Origin of the sequence: Streptomyces europaeiscabiei (genome assembly GCF_001550375.1) — a bacterium.
Lineage (GTDB): Bacteria > Actinomycetota > Actinomycetes > Streptomycetales > Streptomycetaceae > Streptomyces > Streptomyces europaeiscabiei.
Genome location: NZ_LRTR01000127.1, coordinates 1 through 15,485 on the forward strand (window position 1 = coordinate 1; position 15,485 = coordinate 15,485).

Sequence of the window (15,485 nt, forward strand, 5' to 3'; positions counted from 1 at the left end):
CCAGGGAGTGCAGTTCGACGCGGTCCTCGCCGCCGACGACCGCGCTGGCCGGCGCGGGCCGGTCTCGCAGCCGTTCGACGTCGGCGGTGAGCCGCCCGGCCCTTCGCTCCGCCCAGTCGGGCGCCACCGCGACGACCGCACCGGAGGCGTCGTACAGGGCGGCCCATCCGTCGACCTGCGTGGCCAGCGAGCCGAGCAGCCCCTCGGGGCCGCCGGTCAACGCCTGCCTGGTGAGTTCCCGCTGCGCGGCGAACCCCGCCGTGACCGCCCGGTACTGCTCGGCGGCGATGGCGGCCGACACCGCCTTGCTGATGGCGAGAAAGGGCGTACGCCGGGGCACTTCCAGCAGGGGCAGCCCCTCCCCCTGCGCCGCGGCGACGAGCGCCTCGGGGATGTTCTCGTAGTGCACCCCGACGGCGAAGCCGAGCCCGACGACCCCGGCGCCCACCAGCCGCCGTACATAGCGACGCATCGCCTCCGGATCCTCCGCGTCCAGCTTGAGCGCGGTGATCAGCAGCAGCTCCCCGCCCTCCATGTACGGCACGGGATCGGCGAGCTCACTGGCGTGCGCCCAGCGCACCGGCACGTCCAGACGGCCCTCGCCCGCCCGCACGGTCAGCTTGAGCGCGGAGTGGTGGACGAGCGAGGCGAGCGTGAGGGGCATGTGACCTTCAGGTCGACGTCAGAGACGGAGGCGGAGTCGGAGTCGGGCTGCGTGGCGCGCATCGGCATTTGGCCGCCGCGTATGAACGACGTGTCCCGATTCTGCCTCACCGTACGATCACAAGCCCCACGCACCGCATACCGAATGGCTCAAATCGAACGCCGTCCACGACCGCTCCCCGGCGGCTCCGCTCAGCCCCGCAGATCCACCAGCAACGGCGGCGCGTGCTCGCCCCGCACGTTCGTCAGCGACAGCACCGCGTGGCCCGGCGGCACACCGTGCGCCAATTCGGAGGCCGACCACCGTTCCCGTTCGACCTGGCGTACGGTCACGGCCCGCGCGGTGGGTGCGTGGCCGGTGATGGCGCGGCGCAGCGCGTGCCAGGCCTTGCCCGCCGGGGAGTCGGCGATGATCTGCCGGTCGGTGACGTCCCGCGCCTCGGTCCACTCCTTGCCCCAGACCTCGGCGAAGTCCTGCCCGTCCCACGGGGTGAGCCCGGACAGGGCCATCCGGCAGCCGGTGGCACCGAGGAGCGGCCCGCGCAGCGGCCGGGGCACGTCGTCGAGGGTGCGGAGGGTGAGGACCGTGCCCGCGTTGGTCGAACGCAGCCGCTGGATGCCGCGTACGGCCTCCGGCGTGACGACCCCGGTCGCGTCGTCCAGCACGAGACAGGCGAACAGCGACCGGTCCTCCCGTACGGCGACGCTCGCGGTGAACTGGGCCAGAACCAGCCGCGCCAGGATGCGCGAGGCATCGGCGTGACCGCGCTCGGGGAGGTCGATACGGACCCGTACGGGGTGGTCGAGGGCGCGGAGGGAGAAGGGCCGGGACTGGCCGGAGGTGTCGAAGAACCCGGCGAAGGCGGGCCGGTCGAGAAGGGCGACCCGGTCGGCCAGTACGCCGCTGACGTCCCCGGGATGCCCGAGCTGGCGTTCCCGCGCGTCCAGTTCCCGCAGCAGCGACGCCTGTCCGGCGTCCTGGAGGGCCTTGCGCAGCTCGCCCAGCGGGCCGGGCGAGCCGTCCAGCAGTTGCCGCAGCTGCGGCACCGACGGGAAGCGCCCGTGCACCGCCCGGAACGGGCCGAGCAGCTGGGCGAGCACCGTGGTGGAGCGCCGGCTGTCGCCGCCGGGGTGCGGGTCGGTGAGGTCGCCGACGAGCGCCTCCGCGAGGACGGCCGCGGCCTCGTCGGGGTCCGTGGTCCCCCCGTAGAGGTCCAGGTCGTGGACGGACTCCGGGTTCCCGACGCGTACGACGACGTCGTAGGCGTCCGCCGGTCCGAGCCCGGCACCCGCCGCGCCCACGACCACCACCGCGGCCCGCCCCGCCAGCGCGTGCAGACACAGCGACTCGGCGACGGGCCAGACGACACTCCCGGTCTTGCCCGATCCGGCGGGCCCGACGGCCAGCAGGGACGTGCCGAGCAGTTCGGGACCCAGCGCGAGGCCCGTGCCCCGGTAGGCGTACGGGTTGCGCGGGTCGTCGACGGTGCCGCCCAGGCGGACCTGTCCGGTGACCATGTCGTGCCTGGCGAGCCGGCCGGGCAGGTCCCGCTCCCCGGAGGGGTGCAGACACGCTGCCGCGCCGTCCTTCAGCACCGCGCCGGTGAACGTCGCCAGACTGTGCCGCCCGCTCCGCACGCCCTGCCAGGCCCGCATGATCCGCGCATGATCCACATCCCGCATGAGCCCGGCCCCCGCCTCGGCGGCCAGCCGCTCGGCGGCTTCGGCGGCCCCGGCCTCGCGGAGCTGGTTCCACCGGGCGGGGTCGTCCTCGGGCGGCGGTACGACCTGACGCTGCTGCGGCCGCCGGAAGCGCGGGGCGCCGTACCGGCGCCAGACCTCGCCCCAGCGGCCGAGCCGTCCGACACCGATCAGGATCGTCAGGGCGACGACCGTGTACCAGACATAGCTGAGGACCACCGCGGAGTACGAGTGGGCCGGCGCCCAGGAGTCCGGGATCATCGCGAAGAGCGGCACGAGCCACCATCCGCCGAGGTAGCCGTTCCAGAGCAGGGACCAGATCAGCCAGCCGACGAGGAAGGCGATCAGGGCGCCGCCGAGCAGCTGCCGGGCGGGGACGGTCTCCGGCTCCTCCTCCGGCCGCGGCCGGTGCCCGAACCGCCACACGCCGGGTGCCGCGTCGGGTCGCGGCGTCCGCAGCCAGGACAGGAAGGTGCTCCCGTCCGGCCTGGGCGGCGCTCCCGGGGTTCCTGCGGGCATGGGTGGCAGGGGAGGTGCCGCGGGCATCTCCGGCGACCCCGCCGGACGCGGCACGGGATTCGCCTGCGTGCCTCGCGCGTCCCGCGTTCCGTCGCTGTTCATCGCGCCTGCCCCCTGACCAGCCGTTCCGTCCACCATCAGCGAGCCAATCTAACGCTCCCGCAAGGGGAGTTCACCGTTTACGCGCCCGGGTGGTCCCCTGTGCTCACCGTATTACGCGGCCGGGCGCACACCCGCGCCCACCGTTGCTCCATGTCCAACGCGGACAAGACGAACCCTCGACAACGCCCACATGGAGCATGCCCACCCTCCGGTCGCCGCCCTAGCCTGCGAGAAAAGAGAAGGCAAGCGTCCGAAAACACCCTCACCGGTCGGCGCGAGCACCGACCCGCCCCCGTACGTCCCACGGCGTACACACGCACGATCACCAGGGAGCTCCCATGACCGCCCTTCCGCCGCTTCCCCAGGAGCGCCGCGTAGTCACCGCCATCCCCGGACCGAAGTCCCAGGAGCTGCAGGCCCGTCGTGTCGCCGCGGTCGCGGCGGGGGTGGGGTCGGTGCTGCCGGTGTTCACCGCGCGCGCGGGCGGCGGCATCATCGAGGACGTCGACGGCAACCGGCTGATCGACTTCGGCTCGGGCATCGCCGTCACCAGCGTCGGCGCCAGCGCCGAGGCCGTCGTGCGCCGGGCCACCGCCCAGCTCCAGGACTTCACGCACACCTGTTTCATGGTCACGCCGTACGAGGGCTACGTCGCCGTCGCCGAGGCTCTGGCCGAGCTGACGCCGGGCGACCACGCCAAGAAGTCCGCGCTGTTCAACAGCGGCGCCGAGGCCGTCGAGAACGCCGTGAAGATCGCCCGGTCGTACACCAAGCGGCAGGCCGTGGTCGTGTTCGACCACGGCTACCACGGCCGCACCAACCTCACGATGGCCCTGACCGCGAAGAACATGCCGTACAAGCACGGCTTCGGCCCGTTCGCGCCCGAGGTCTACCGCGTCCCGGTGGCGTACGGCTACCGCTGGCCGACCGGCCCGGAGAACGCGGGCCCGGAGGCCGCCGCGCAGGCCATCGACCAGATCTCCAAGCAGGTCGGCGCGGAGAACGTGGCCGCGATCATCATCGAGCCGGTGCTCGGCGAGGGCGGCTTCATCGAGCCGGCCAAGGGCTTCCTGCCCGCGATCAGCGAGTTCGCCGCGGACAACGGCATCGTCTTCGTCGCCGACGAGATCCAGTCCGGCTTCTGCCGCACCGGCCAGTGGTTCGCCTGCGAGGACGAGGGCATCGTCCCGGACCTGATCACCACCGCCAAGGGCATCGCCGGCGGTCTCCCGCTCGCCGCCGTCACCGGGCGCGCGGAGATCATGGACGCGGCGCACGCGGGCGGCCTGGGCGGCACCTACGGCGGCAACCCCGTCGCCTGCGCGGGCGCCCTCGGCTCGATCGAGACGATGAAGGAGCTCGACCTCAACGCCAGGGCGAAGAGCATCGAGGCGGTCATGAAGGCCCGCCTCACCGCCATGGCCGAGAAGTTCGACGTCATCGGCGACATCCGCGGCCGGGGCGCCATGATCGCCATCGAGCTGGTCAAGGACCGTACGACGAAGGAGCCGAACCCGGAGGCGACCGCCGCGCTGGCGAAGGCCTGCCACCAGGAGGGCCTGCTGGTCCTGACCTGTGGCACCTACGGCAACGTGCTGCGCTTCCTGCCGCCGCTCGTCATCGGCGAGGACCTCCTGAGTGAGGGCCTCGACATCATCGAGCAGGCGTTCACCCGCCTCTGACGCTCGACGCACGGTGCCGAGCGCCCCTTTTCGGCGGGGCGCCCGCATACGGAATCTCCCATCCGCCTCCGACGTCCCACGCTTCCCGGAACCGGAATCCGATCCAGGATTCCGGTCCCTGTGGACAAGCGTCAGAGCGCGTGAAGAAGGTGTGCAAGGTGCATGTCGGGTCGCGATTCCGGCTGTCGTCACCGCGTTCCCTGTCGTAGGTTCTGACGCAGATGAGAGATACACCCCGCCCACAGGGGACTGTGGGCGACACCGGGTCGGGGCCTCCCCAGCTTCGCCCTGGTCGTGCCCTCGCGCACACAACCGGAGCTTCCGGCTCCGGGTCTCCTCACCGATCGGACGGCCGCCCGCCCCAAACCCCCCGGGGCGAGCGGCACACCGATCCGGTCGGCCACCCCCGAACCACCCCCCCTGTTCGGGGGTGGCCGACCACCCCCTCCGGCCGCCCTGCCGCCCTCCTCCTTCTCGGCATCCCGGCCCTCCTCTTCACGCTGATCACCTGGCAGGTCCTCGCGCACGGCCCACTGGCCCGCGCGGACGAACGCCTCAGCGACTCCCTCGTCCACCGGGGCGCCCCCACCCAGTTCCTCGCCGACCTCGGCAACATCACGGTCGCCGTCCCGGTCCTCGCCCTCGCGCTCCTGTACGTGGCGTGGCGTACGCGTGCCACCGGTAGTGACCACTGGTGGCGGCCCTCCGCAGCGGCGGCTCTCCTCCTGGCCGCCGTACCGCTCTGGGTGATCCCGCTGAAGGAGTTCATCGCCCGGTCGGGCCCGCCGATCATGGGCCCGGGCACGGGTTTCTACCCGTCCGGCCACACCGCGACCGCCTCCGTCGCGTACGGCGGTGCCGTCCTGCTTCTGCTGCCGTGGCTGCGCGGCGCCCCCGCGCGCCGCGCGCTCGTGATCCTCGCGGTCGTTGTGAACATCGGGGTCGGCTTCGGCCTGGTGCGCCAGGGCTACCACTGGCCGCTCGACGTGGTGGCGAGCTGGTGCGTGTGCGCGCTGCTGCTCTCCTCGCTGAGGCTGCTGCTCTCCTCTCCATGGTTCCGGGTACGCCGGGGTCCTGTCGGGTGACGTCCGCGTCGGCCGCACGGGCGGCCGACGAGAGCGCGGTGCGGCCGGGGGACGGCCGCCGTCACGACGTGGGGCCGTCAGTCCCCGGTCACCGGTTCTCGTCCCTGGCCAGGCTCGCCGCCGCCTCGTGCATCGCCAGTTCGAGCAGTACCGGGTCGGTGAGGGTGCCGCTGCCGTCCGGCGGGATCAGCCAGCGGACGCCACCGGTCTGGCGGCCCGGGTACGGCACCACGATCCAGGTGCCGCGGCCCGCGCTGCGCACCCCCGTGCCCAGCCAGCGCGCCGCCGTGCCCGGCGGGACGAAGAAGCCCATGCGGTCGTCGCCGAAGTCGACGAGCACGGGGCCGGGCCGGTCGATGATGCGGGTCAGGACGTCGAGTGTGGGATAGCCGAGCGGGCCCGGCAGGATCAGCACGTCCCAGGCACTGCCGGCCGGAAGCAGGGCGACCCCCAGCGGGTTGCGCTCCCACTCCCAGCGACAGGCCTCGGGATCCGGTGATACGGATGCCAGCCACTCGGCCGCCGTCTTGGCCCCAGTCATGACAGGGACCTTCCTCTCTCTAGAGCTCCGTCGGACGCGGTTTCGCGTCAGGAGCACAGACAGAGGTTGCGGCCGGGCGTTACGCGGGTTCCGACCACTTCTTGGTGGTGAATGGGGTAACACGGCCCAGCAGGGCGCACGCCTGTTGATCACGTGTGCGCCTTCACGCCCCGCTGACCTTTGGATTCCGGTCTTCGCGCCGTCAGCTGTCGAAGCCCAGCCCCAGTCGGTCCATGGCCTTCAGCCACAGGTTGCGGCGGCCGGCGTGGGAGTCGGCGCGGGCCAGGGACCACTTGGTGAGGGCGATGCCGGTCCAGGCGAACGGCTCCGGCGGGAACGGCAGCGGCTTCCTGCGGACCATCTCCAGTTCGGTGCGCTCGGTGCGCTCGCCCGCGAGCAGGTCGAGCATGACGTCGGCGCCGAACCGGGTGGCGCCCACTCCCAGCCCCGTGTATCCGGCCGCGTAGGCGACTCTGCCCTGGTGGGCGGTGCCGAAGAACGCCGAGAAGCGGGAGCAGGTGTCGATCGCGCCGCCCCAGGCGTGGGTGAAGCGGACGCCCTCCAGCTGCGGGAAGCAGGTGAAGAAGTGCCCGGCGAGCTTGGCGTACGTCTGCGGCCGGTCGTCGTACTCGGCACGCACCCGGCCGCCGTACTGGTACACCGCGTCGTAGCCGCCCCAGAGGATCCGGTTGTCCGCGCTGAGCCGGAAGTAGTGGAACTGGTTGGCCGAGTCCCCGAGCCCCTGCCGGTTCTTCCAGCCGATCGCCGCCAGCTGGTCGGCGGTCAGCGGCTCGGTCATCAGGGCGTAGTCGTAGACGGGCACGGTGTACGCGCGGACGCGCTTGACCAGGCTGGGGAAGATGTTCGTGCCGAGCGCCACCTGCCGGGTACGGACCTGGCCGTAGGGGGTGCGGACGGCCATGCCGGCGCCGTACGCCTTCAGGTTCAGCGCGGGGGTGTGCTCGTGGACGCGGACGCCGAGGTCCAGGCAGGCCCGCTTGAGGCCCCAGGCGAGTTTGGCGGGGTGCAGCATGGCGACGCCCCGGCGGTCGTGCAGGCCCGCCTGGAAGGTGGGTGAGGCGACCTGATCGCGGACCGCGTCGGCGTCGAGGAACTCGATGCCGTCGGCGAGGCCCTTACGCGTGATCTCGTCGTACCAGTCGCGCAGTTCCCAGGCCTGATAGGTCTCGGTGGCGACGTCGATCTCGCCGGTGCGTTCGAAGTCGCAGTCGAGGCCGTGGCGGGCGACCGCCGCCTCGATCTCGTCGAGGTTGCGGGCGCCCAGTTCCTCCAGCTTGTGGATCTCGTCGGGCCAGCGGGCGAGGCCGTTGGCCAGGCCGTGGGTGATCGAGGCGGCGCAGAATCCGCCGTTGCGGCCGGAGGCGGCCCAGCCCACCTCACGGCCTTCCAGCAGGACGACATCCCGTCCGGGGTCGCGCTCCTTGGCGATCAGCGCGGTCCACAGCCCGCTGTAGCCACCGCCGACGACCAGCAGGTCGCAGCTCTCGGCGCCGGTGAGCGCGGGCTCGGGGTGGGGCTTGCCGGGATCTTCGAGCCAGTACGGCTCCGGCTGCGCGTCGGCGAGAGACTTCGTCCAACGGTTCATGGCGCTTGGGGCCATGATTTCAACTCCCTACAGAGCCAACAGAGGCTTATGCCTTTTGTCTTTTCCTGCGGTTTCCGATGGCCATTCCGGCCACCACGAACAGTACGGCGACCAGGAACATGGCCGTACCGATGACATTGATCTGGACGGGTGTGCCGCGCTGCGCCGATCCCCAGACGAACATGGGGAAGGTGACGGTCGAGCCCGCGTTGAAATTGGTGATGATGAAGTCGTCGAAGGAGAGCGCGAAGGCGAGCAGCGCGCCCGCCGCGATACCGGGAGCGGCGATGGGCAGGGTGACCCGGACGAAGGTCTGGACGGGACCCGCGTACAGATCGCGCGCGGCCTCCTCCAGCCTCGGGTCCATCGACATCACGCGCGCCTTGACGGCGACGACGACGAAGCTCAGGCAGAACATGATGTGGGCGATGAGGATCGTCCAGAATCCCAACTGTGCACCCAGGTTCAGGAAAAGGGTGAGCAGTGAGGCGGCCATCACGACCTCGGGCATCGCCATCGGGAGGAAGATCAACGAGTTGACGGCGCCCCGCGCGCGGAAGCGGTACCGCACCAGCGCGAAGGCGATCATCGTGCCGAGGACGGTCGCGCCGAGGGTCGCCCAGGCGGCCAGCTGGAGGCTGAGCGAGAGCGATCCGCACAGGTCGGCGACACCGCACGGGTCGGTCCAGGCGGCCGTGGAGAATTCCTGCCACTCGTAGTTGAAGCGGCCCTTCGGCTGATTGAAGGAGAAGACCGTGACGACGACGTTCGGCAGGAGCAGATATCCGAGCGTCAGCAGTCCCGCAATGACGACGAAACGGCGCTTGAGCCATTTGACGAAGGCCATTTAAACCAGATCCTCCGTCCCTGACTTACGAATGTAGACCGTGACCATGAGGAGAATCGCAGCCATGAGGATGAACGAAAGGGCCGCCGCCGTCGGATAGTCGAGGATCCGCAGGAACTGGCTCTGGATGACGTTGCCGATCATCTGGGTGTTGGTGGAGCCGAGGAGTTCGGCGTTCACGTAGTCGCCGCTGGCCGGGATGAAGGTCAGCAGCGTGCCGGAGACGACGCCCGGCATGGAGAGCGGGAAGGTGACCCTGCGGAACGTCGTGAACGGCCTCGCGTAGAGGTCGCCGGCCGCCTCGTGCAGCCGCCCGTCGATGCGCTCCAGCGAGGTGTAGAGCGGCAGGATCATGAACGGCAGGAAGTTGTAGGTGAGTCCGCAGACCACCGCGAGCGGCGTGGCCAGCACACGGTCCCCGGCCGTGAGGCCGAGCCAGCTGGTGACGTCCAGGACGTGCAGGGTGTTGAGGGCGCCGACGACCGGGCCGCCGTCCGACAGGATCGTCTTCCAGGCGAGGGTGCGGATCAGGAAGCTGGTGAAGAACGGGGCGATCACCAGGATCAGGATCAGATTGCGCCAGCGGCCGGCCCGGAACGCGATCAGGTACGCCAGCGGATAGCCGAGGAGCAGACACAGGAGCGTCGCCGAGCCCGCGTAGAGCACCGAGCGCAGGAACTGCGGGTAGTACTCGCTGAGCGCGTCCCAGTAGGTCGCGAAGTGCCAGGTGACCTGGTAGCCGTTCTCCAGGGAGCCCGTCTGCACGGACGTGGAGGCCTGGTAGACCATCGGCATCGCGAAGAAGACCAGCAGCCAGACGAGGCCGGGCGCCAGCAGCAGATACGGCGTCCAGCGGCCCCGCCTGCGGGGCGCTTTACCGGTGGTCGGGGCGGGCGCCAGGGGTGGTGGCGCCTCCGCTTCGGTGAGGGTGGACATCAGAGCGCCGCCCCTTCGTCCACGCCCGCGGAGCCCGCTGTCCCGGCAAGCAGGGACTGGGCGGCGTCCAGGCCGAAGGTGTGCGCGGGGTTCCAGTGCAGGACGACGTCGGCGCCGGGGACGAGCCGGGCGTCGCGGTCGATGTTCTGGACGTAGACCTCGAACTCGGGGCACACCGAGCTGTCGATCACGTACTGCGTGGAGACACCGATGAAGCTGGTCGCGGCGATCTTCCCGCTGATGCGGTTACGGCCGACGGGGATCTCTCCGGCGTCGTCCGCGTGCGTGAGGGTGATCTTCTCCGGGCGTACACCGACCAGCACCTTGCCGCCGGTCGTGGCGGGCGCCGAACATCGCGCCCCGGGGAGGACGAGCTTGCCGTCGCCCGCCTTCAGCACGATCTCGTCGCCGCTCCTGGAGTCCACCTCGGCCTCGATGAGGTTGGAGGTGCCGAGGAAGTTGGCGACGAAGGTGGTCCGCGGGTTCTCGTACAGGTCGGCGGGTGAGCCGAGTTGCTCGACTCTGCCGCCGTTCATCACGGCGACCGTGTCGGCCATGGTCATGGCCTCCTCCTGGTCGTGCGTGACGTGGATGAAGGTGATGCCGACCTCGGTCTGGATGCGCTTCAGCTCCAGCTGCATCTGGCGGCGCAGCTTGAGGTCGAGGGCGCCGAGGGGCTCGTCGAGGAGGAGGACCTTCGGGTGGTTGATGAGGGCGCGGGCGACGGCGACGCGCTGCTGCTGGCCGCCCGAGAGCTGGTGCGGCTTCTTGCGGGCCTGCTCGCCGAGCTGGACCAGCTCCAGCATCTCCTCGACCTGCTTCTTCACGCTCTTGACGCCGCGCCGGCGCAGACCGAAGGCGACGTTCTCGAAGATGTCGAGGTGCGGGAAGAGGGCGTACGACTGGAAGACGGTGTTCACCGGCCGCTTGTACGGGGGCAGGTTCGTCACGTCGTGGGCGCCGAGTCGGACGCTTCCGCAGGAAGGCTCCTCCAGACCGGCGATCATGCGCAGGGTGGTGGTCTTGCCACAGCCCGAGGCGCCGAGCAGGGCGAAGAAGGAACCTTCCGGCACGGTCAGGTCGAGCGGGTGCACGGCGGTGAAGGAGCCGTAGGTCTTGCCTATACCGGAGAGGCGGACGTCACCGCTGCCGTCGTCCGTGGTCTTCTTGCTGGTCATCGTCCTTCTCACGCCCCTGTCAGCTTCGCGAACTTCTCTTCGTACGCCGTCTCTTCCTGCTGGCTGAGGGAACGGAAGGCGTGGGACTTGGCTGCCATGGCCGCGTCGGGAATGATCAACGGGTTGTTCGCCGCGTCCGGGTCGATCTTGGCCAGCTCCGCCTTCACGCCGTCGACGGGGCACACGTAGTTGATGTACGCGGCGAGTTCGGCGGCCGGCTTCGGCTCGTAGTAGTAGTCGATGAGCCGTTCGGCGTTGGTCTTGTGCCGGGCCCTGTTCGGGATCAGCAGGTTGTCCGTCGAGGTCATGTAACCGCTGTCGGGGATGACGAAGTCGACGTCCGGGCTGTCGGCCTTGAGCTGGACCACGTCACCGGCCCAGGCGATACAGGCCGCGAAGTCGCCCTTGCTGAGGTCCGAGATGTAGTCGTTGCCGGTGAAGCGGCGGATCTGGCCGTTGTCGACGGCCTTCTGGAGGCGGGCGATCGCCGCGTCGTAGTCGTCGTCGGTGAACTTCGCCGGATCCTTGCCCATGTCCAGCAGCGTCATCCCGATGCTGTCGCGCATCTCGGAGAGGAACCCGATCCGCCCCTTGAGCTTCGGGTTGTCGAGCATGTCGGAGACCGACTTCACCTCCTCGCCGTCGAGCGCCTTCTTGTTGTAGGCGATGACGGTCGAGATGCCCTGCCAGGGGTAGGAGTACGCCCGTCCCGGGTCCCAGTCGGGGTTGCGGAACTGCTGGGAGAGGTTCATGAAGGCGTGCGGCAGGTTGGACGCGTCGAGTTTCTGGACCCATCCGAAGCGGATCAGCCGGGCGGCGAGCCAGTCGGTGACGCAGATGAGGTCGCGACCGGTGTCCTGACCGGCGGCGAGCTGCGGTTTGATCTTGCCGAAGAAATCGACGTTGTCGTTGATGTCCTCGGTGTACTCGACCTTGATGCCGGTGCGTCGCGTGAACTGGTCCAGGCTGGGGTGGCGCTTGCCGGTGTCGTCGATGTCCATGTAGTCGGTCCAGTTGGAGAAGTGGACCTTCTTCTCCTTGGCCGAGTGGTCCTCGGACGAGACGGCCGAGGTGTTCTTCGCCGCGGGGATGCCGCAGGCGCTCAGCGCGCCGAGCCCGCCGATCGCGAGTGCGCCGCCGGTTGTGGCGCGCAGCAGCGAACGACGGCTGAGGGCGGCCCGGCCGTTCCTGAGGCTGCGCCGCATGGCGGCCACCTGGGCCGGGGACAGGCGGTCGGGCTCGAACTGCTCCATGCGCGTGGTGCCCTTTCGGAGGTGCCCTTTCGGGAGGGTGGGCGGGGGCCGGCCGGGGGTCGGGCGGCCGGCCCCCGGGCTGGCTAGCGGTCCCCGAAGATCGTGCGGTGCCAGTCCTTCCTGGCGATCGCCGTATTGTCGAACATGACGTGCTTGATCTGGGTGTACTCCTCGAACGAGTACGCGGACATGTCCTTGCCGAAGCCGGATGCCTTGTAGCCGCCGTGCGGCATCTCGCTGATGATCGGGATGTGGTCGTTGACCCACACGCACCCGGCCTTGATCTCCCGTGTGGCGCGGCCCGCCCGGTACACGTCCCGGCTCCAGGCGGAGGCGGCGAGCCCGTACGGGGTGTCGTTCGCCAGCCGGATGCCCTCGTCGTCGCTGTCGAAAGGCAGGACCACCAGCACCGGTCCGAAGATCTCCGACTGGACGATCTCGCTGTCCTGGGCCGCGTCCACGACGAGGGTGGGCCGGTAGTACGCGCCGTTCTCCAGCTCTCCCCGGGGCGCCTCGCCACCGGTGACCACGCGCGCGTACGCGCGTGCCCGCTCGACGAACCCGGCGACGCGGTCGCGCTGGACGTGCGAGATCAGCGGACCGAGGTCGGTGCCCGGGGCGAAGGGGTCGCCGAGCCGGACGGTCTCCATGAGGGCGGCCGTCCGCGCGACGAACTCGTCGTAGAGGGGCCGTTGCACATACGCGCGTGTGGCGGCCGTGCAGTCCTGGCCGGTGTTGATGAGGGCACCCGCGACCGCGCCGTTGGCGGCGGCCTCCAGGTCGGCGTCGTCGAAGACCACGAACGGGGCCTTGCCGCCCAGTTCCAGGTGGATCCGCTTGACGGTGGCCGTGGCGATCTCGGCCACGCGCCTACCGACCGCCGTGGACCCGGTGAAGGAGGTCATGACCACGTCGGGATGCCCGACGAGGTGCTCACCGGCCTCCTTGCCGGTCCCGGTGACGACGTTGATCACGCCGTCGGGGATCCCGGCGTCCGTGGCGGCCTGTGCGAACAGCAGCGAGGTGAGCGGGGTCGTCTCGGCGGGCTTGAGGACGATCGTGTTGCCCGCCGCGACCGCCGGAAGGATCTTCCAGGCCGCCATCTGGAGCGGGTAGTTCCAGGGCGCGATGGAACCCACCACACCGATGGGTTCACGGCGCACGTACGAGGTGTGGTCGCCGGAGTACTCGCCGGCCGACTGGCCCTGCAGGTGCCGGGCGGCGCCCGCGAAGAACGCGGTGTTGTCGATGGTGCCGGGCACGTCGAACTCGCGCGTCAGTTTGAGCGGTTTCCCGCACTGCAGGGACTCGGCCCGCGCGAACTCCTCCGCCCGGTCGGCCAGGACCGCGGCGAAGCGGTGCAGCGCGTCCGACCGCTCGCCGGGTGTGGTGGCGGCCCAGCCAGGGAACGCCGCGCGGGCGGCGGCGACCGCCGCGTCCACGTCGTCCGTGCCGGCCAGTTCGTAGGTGAGGACCTCGTCGCCGGTCGCGGGGTCGACGACCGCGTGGGTGCGTCCCGATGTGCCCTTCGTCAGGCGGCCGGCGATGTACTGCGCGCCGGCCGCGAAGCGGTCCTGTGCGGGGAATCGGTCCGGGGTGGCGGTGCCCGGGTTCTGCATGTCGCTCTCCTCCGCCGGTGCCCCCTCTGTCCCCGGGGGCGGGTGGCGTAGCTCCGGCTCGATTTGAGTGCCGATCCTGGCAGAGCCATGCGGCACCAACAAGTGATTCCGTTGTTGCCTTTTGGTTACGCGACGGAATCTGTCGACCGGGTGTCGAGTCGGCATGGAAAATCAAGGACGGATTGTCCGTGGTGGCTGACAGACTCGTCGGCATGGAGAAGATCGATTCTTGGGACACGCTCACGAAGGCGGTCCAGTCGGGGGCAAGGGTCAAGTACCTGCACTTCTGGGGGCACCGGCCGCGGCCCGACGGCCGGATCGGCGCGAGCTGTCTGAGCCAGTGGTGGCCGTCGCCGTTCACGGTGGACGGGGTGGAGTACGCGACGGCCGAGCACTGGATGATGGCGTCGAAGGCCCGGCTGTTCGGGGACGCGGAGGCGGAGCGCAAGGCCGTCGCCGCGTCGAGCCCCGCGCAGGCGAAGAAGATCGGGCGGCTCGTGCGCGGCTTCGACGACGCCGTGTGGCAGCGGGAGCGCTTCGCGATCGTCGCCGAGGGCAGCGTCCACAAGTTCGCCGCCCACGCCGACCTGCTCGCGTTCCTCCTGGGCACGGGCAACCTCGTACTGGTCGAGGCCAGCCCCCTCGACCGCGTCTGGGGCATCGGCCTCGCGGCGGACGACGAACGCGCCATGGACCCCGCCCGCTGGCGGGGCCCCAACCTGCTGGGCTTCGCGCTGATGGCGGCCCGGGAGAGACTGCTGAGCGGGGTCGACGCCTGAGCACTCCGCCGGAAGCCCGGTAGCCCAGCACCGGCGGGGGCTACGTGACCGGTCGCGCCCCGTCCGAAGCCGCCAGGCGCCGGCCGCCCGTGCCCCCGGTGGCGGTCCGCCGGGGGCACGGTGGACCACCGCCGGACTTCGGCTCCTCGGGGAGGCCGTGCCGGGTCGGTGCGGCACGAGGGCGACCGCGGCGGGGCGCGACGCCGGAAACCCGGCAGGTCACCCGCGGGTGCGTCGTGGGTCGTCGCGCGGTTCCCCGCGTGCTTTGGGCGCCGCGCCTCGGTGGGTGCGGCGCCGAGTGAGTGCCGCGCCTAGTGAGTGCCGCGCGGCATCGCGTCGGTGACGGAGGCCACGTCGTCGGCCCCGGCCGGCAGCGTCAGGGAGAGCGACGTGGAGTAGCCGTCGTCGAAGGGGTCGGGGTCCGAGTCGTAGTCGTCGCTGCCGGGCGCCACGATGATCAGGACGATGAAGCCGATGCCGAGCAGGATGCCGACCACTCCGCAGATGATCCCGGCCAGGGCGTGCCCCGGGTTGGTCGCCTCGCCGCGGCGGGCCTTGACCCGGCCGATGGATCCGAAGATCACGGCCATGATCCCGAGCAGGATCGCCAGCGGCCACAGACAGAACAGCGCGGCGGCGCAGATGCCGAGCACCATCGCCGCGATGCCCATCCCGTTGCTCGGCGGCGGCGCCATCACGGGCCAGGCGTAGCCGGCACCGGGGGCGGGGTGGCCGGCGCCGAGGTAGCCGGCGTTGGGTGCCGGATAACCCGCACCGGGGTGGGCGTGGGCCCCCGGATAGGCGGGGTACTGCGGGTAGCCGTACGGGACCTGACCGGGCCCTTCCGGGCTGAGGGGCGGGGGTGGTACGGCGGCCCCTTGGGCCGCGTAAGGGGCGCCGACCGCAGGCGGCGGGTAGGACGCGTGGGGCGTACCGGGCGCGTTGGGCGCGGGCGGGGCGAACGGGTTGGGGGC

General features: G+C 70.8%; 13 protein-coding genes. 3 read left to right on the forward strand and 10 right to left on the reverse strand.

Translation table 11 applies throughout. From position 1 onward, the window contains the following. Both AWZ10_RS05790 and AWZ10_RS05795 read right to left on the reverse strand, forming a co-directional pair. On the reverse strand, positions 1–664 hold a 664-nt coding region (locus AWZ10_RS05790; protein WP_208618453.1), incomplete at its 3' end, for a PucR family transcriptional regulator ligand-binding domain-containing protein. A 191-nt stretch (positions 665–855) separates the two neighbouring features. Then, the gene (locus tag AWZ10_RS05795) at positions 856–2,985 is read right to left on the reverse strand and encodes an ATP-binding protein (protein ID WP_079104298.1); all 2,130 of its coding nucleotides are present in this window, start codon (positions 2,983–2,985) and stop codon (positions 856–858) included. Positions 2,986–3,323: 338 nt separating this feature from the next. Between AWZ10_RS05795 and gabT the strand changes: the two genes are divergently transcribed. Together gabT and AWZ10_RS05805 are read left to right on the forward strand one after the other, a co-directional pair. Then, positions 3,324–4,667, forward strand: a complete 1,344-nt coding sequence (gene gabT / locus AWZ10_RS05800; protein ID WP_046709994.1) for a 4-aminobutyrate--2-oxoglutarate transaminase — start codon at positions 3,324–3,326, stop codon at positions 4,665–4,667. Positions 4,668–4,888: 221 nt separating this feature from the next. Then, a complete protein-coding gene (locus tag AWZ10_RS05805) occupies positions 4,889–5,752 on the forward strand; it encodes a phosphatase PAP2 family protein (RefSeq protein WP_063809742.1) in 864 nt (287 codons plus the stop codon). Positions 5,753–5,840: 88 nt separating this feature from the next. Here the strand turns inward: AWZ10_RS05805 and AWZ10_RS05810 are convergent, their stop codons facing one another. The 7 genes from AWZ10_RS05810 to AWZ10_RS05840 form a co-directional block, all read right to left on the reverse strand. Continuing rightward, positions 5,841–6,293 (reverse strand): hypothetical protein, encoded by a 453-nt coding sequence (locus AWZ10_RS05810; protein ID WP_060890598.1) that lies wholly within the window; start codon positions 6,291–6,293, stop codon positions 5,841–5,843. Between the two features lie 202 nt (positions 6,294–6,495). Next, on the reverse strand, positions 6,496–7,914 hold the full coding sequence (locus AWZ10_RS05815; protein WP_060890599.1) for an NAD(P)/FAD-dependent oxidoreductase: 1,419 nt from the start codon (positions 7,912–7,914) through the stop codon (positions 6,496–6,498). 31 nt (positions 7,915–7,945) lie between these two features. Beyond that, positions 7,946–8,746 (reverse strand): ABC transporter permease, encoded by an 801-nt coding sequence (locus tag AWZ10_RS05820; protein ID WP_046708058.1) that lies wholly within the window; start codon positions 8,744–8,746, stop codon positions 7,946–7,948. Further along, positions 8,747–9,682, reverse strand: coding sequence for an ABC transporter permease (locus AWZ10_RS05825; protein ID WP_046708057.1), 936 nt, complete (start codon positions 9,680–9,682; stop codon positions 8,747–8,749). It abuts the gene before it with no gap. Further along, entirely contained in the window at positions 9,682–10,860 is a 1,179-nt protein-coding gene (locus AWZ10_RS05830) for an ABC transporter ATP-binding protein (protein WP_046708056.1), read from the reverse strand. Before AWZ10_RS05830 ends, AWZ10_RS05825 begins: the two co-directional genes overlap by 1 nt. An 8-nt stretch (positions 10,861–10,868) precedes the next feature. Further along, the gene (locus tag AWZ10_RS05835) at positions 10,869–12,113 is read right to left on the reverse strand and encodes a polyamine ABC transporter substrate-binding protein (RefSeq protein WP_046708055.1); all 1,245 of its coding nucleotides are present in this window, start codon (positions 12,111–12,113) and stop codon (positions 10,869–10,871) included. Between the two features lie 83 nt (positions 12,114–12,196). Further along, positions 12,197–13,732 (reverse strand): gamma-aminobutyraldehyde dehydrogenase, encoded by a 1,536-nt coding sequence (locus AWZ10_RS05840; RefSeq protein WP_046709481.1) that lies wholly within the window; start codon positions 13,730–13,732, stop codon positions 12,197–12,199. A gap of 212 nt (positions 13,733–13,944) precedes the next feature. On the opposite strand from AWZ10_RS05840, the gene AWZ10_RS05845 reads away from it, so the two are divergent. After that, positions 13,945–14,511 (forward strand): NADAR family protein, encoded by a 567-nt coding sequence (locus AWZ10_RS05845; RefSeq protein ID WP_205576536.1) that lies wholly within the window; start codon positions 13,945–13,947, stop codon positions 14,509–14,511. Between the two features lie 311 nt (positions 14,512–14,822). On the opposite strand, the gene AWZ10_RS05850 is transcribed toward AWZ10_RS05845, so the two are convergent. Then, positions 14,823–15,485: DUF4190 domain-containing protein (locus AWZ10_RS05850; protein WP_079104299.1), on the reverse strand; the 663-nt coding region annotated here is incomplete at its 5' end.

Coding starts and splice junctions, on each gene's coding strand:
- AWZ10_RS05805 (WP_063809742.1), top strand. CDS start 4,889: ATGAGAGATACACCCCGCCCACAGGGGACTGTGGGCGACACCGGGTCG.
- AWZ10_RS05845 (WP_205576536.1), top strand. CDS start 13,945: ATGGAGAAGATCGATTCTTGGGACACGCTCACGAAGGCGGTCCAGTCG.
- AWZ10_RS05820 (WP_046708058.1), bottom strand. CDS start 8,746: ATGGCCTTCGTCAAATGGCTCAAGCGCCGTTTCGTCGTCATTGCGGGA.
- AWZ10_RS05825 (WP_046708057.1), bottom strand. CDS start 9,682: ATGTCCACCCTCACCGAAGCGGAGGCGCCACCACCCCTGGCGCCCGCC.
- AWZ10_RS05815 (WP_060890599.1), bottom strand. CDS start 7,914: ATGGCCCCAAGCGCCATGAACCGTTGGACGAAGTCTCTCGCCGACGCG.
- gabT (WP_046709994.1), top strand. CDS start 3,324: ATGACCGCCCTTCCGCCGCTTCCCCAGGAGCGCCGCGTAGTCACCGCC.
- AWZ10_RS05840 (WP_046709481.1), bottom strand. CDS start 13,732: ATGCAGAACCCGGGCACCGCCACCCCGGACCGATTCCCCGCACAGGAC.
- AWZ10_RS05795 (WP_079104298.1), bottom strand. CDS start 2,985: ATGAACAGCGACGGAACGCGGGACGCGCGAGGCACGCAGGCGAATCCC.
- AWZ10_RS05810 (WP_060890598.1), bottom strand. CDS start 6,293: ATGACTGGGGCCAAGACGGCGGCCGAGTGGCTGGCATCCGTATCACCG.
- AWZ10_RS05835 (WP_046708055.1), bottom strand. CDS start 12,113: ATGGAGCAGTTCGAGCCCGACCGCCTGTCCCCGGCCCAGGTGGCCGCC.
- AWZ10_RS05830 (WP_046708056.1), bottom strand. CDS start 10,860: ATGACCAGCAAGAAGACCACGGACGACGGCAGCGGTGACGTCCGCCTC.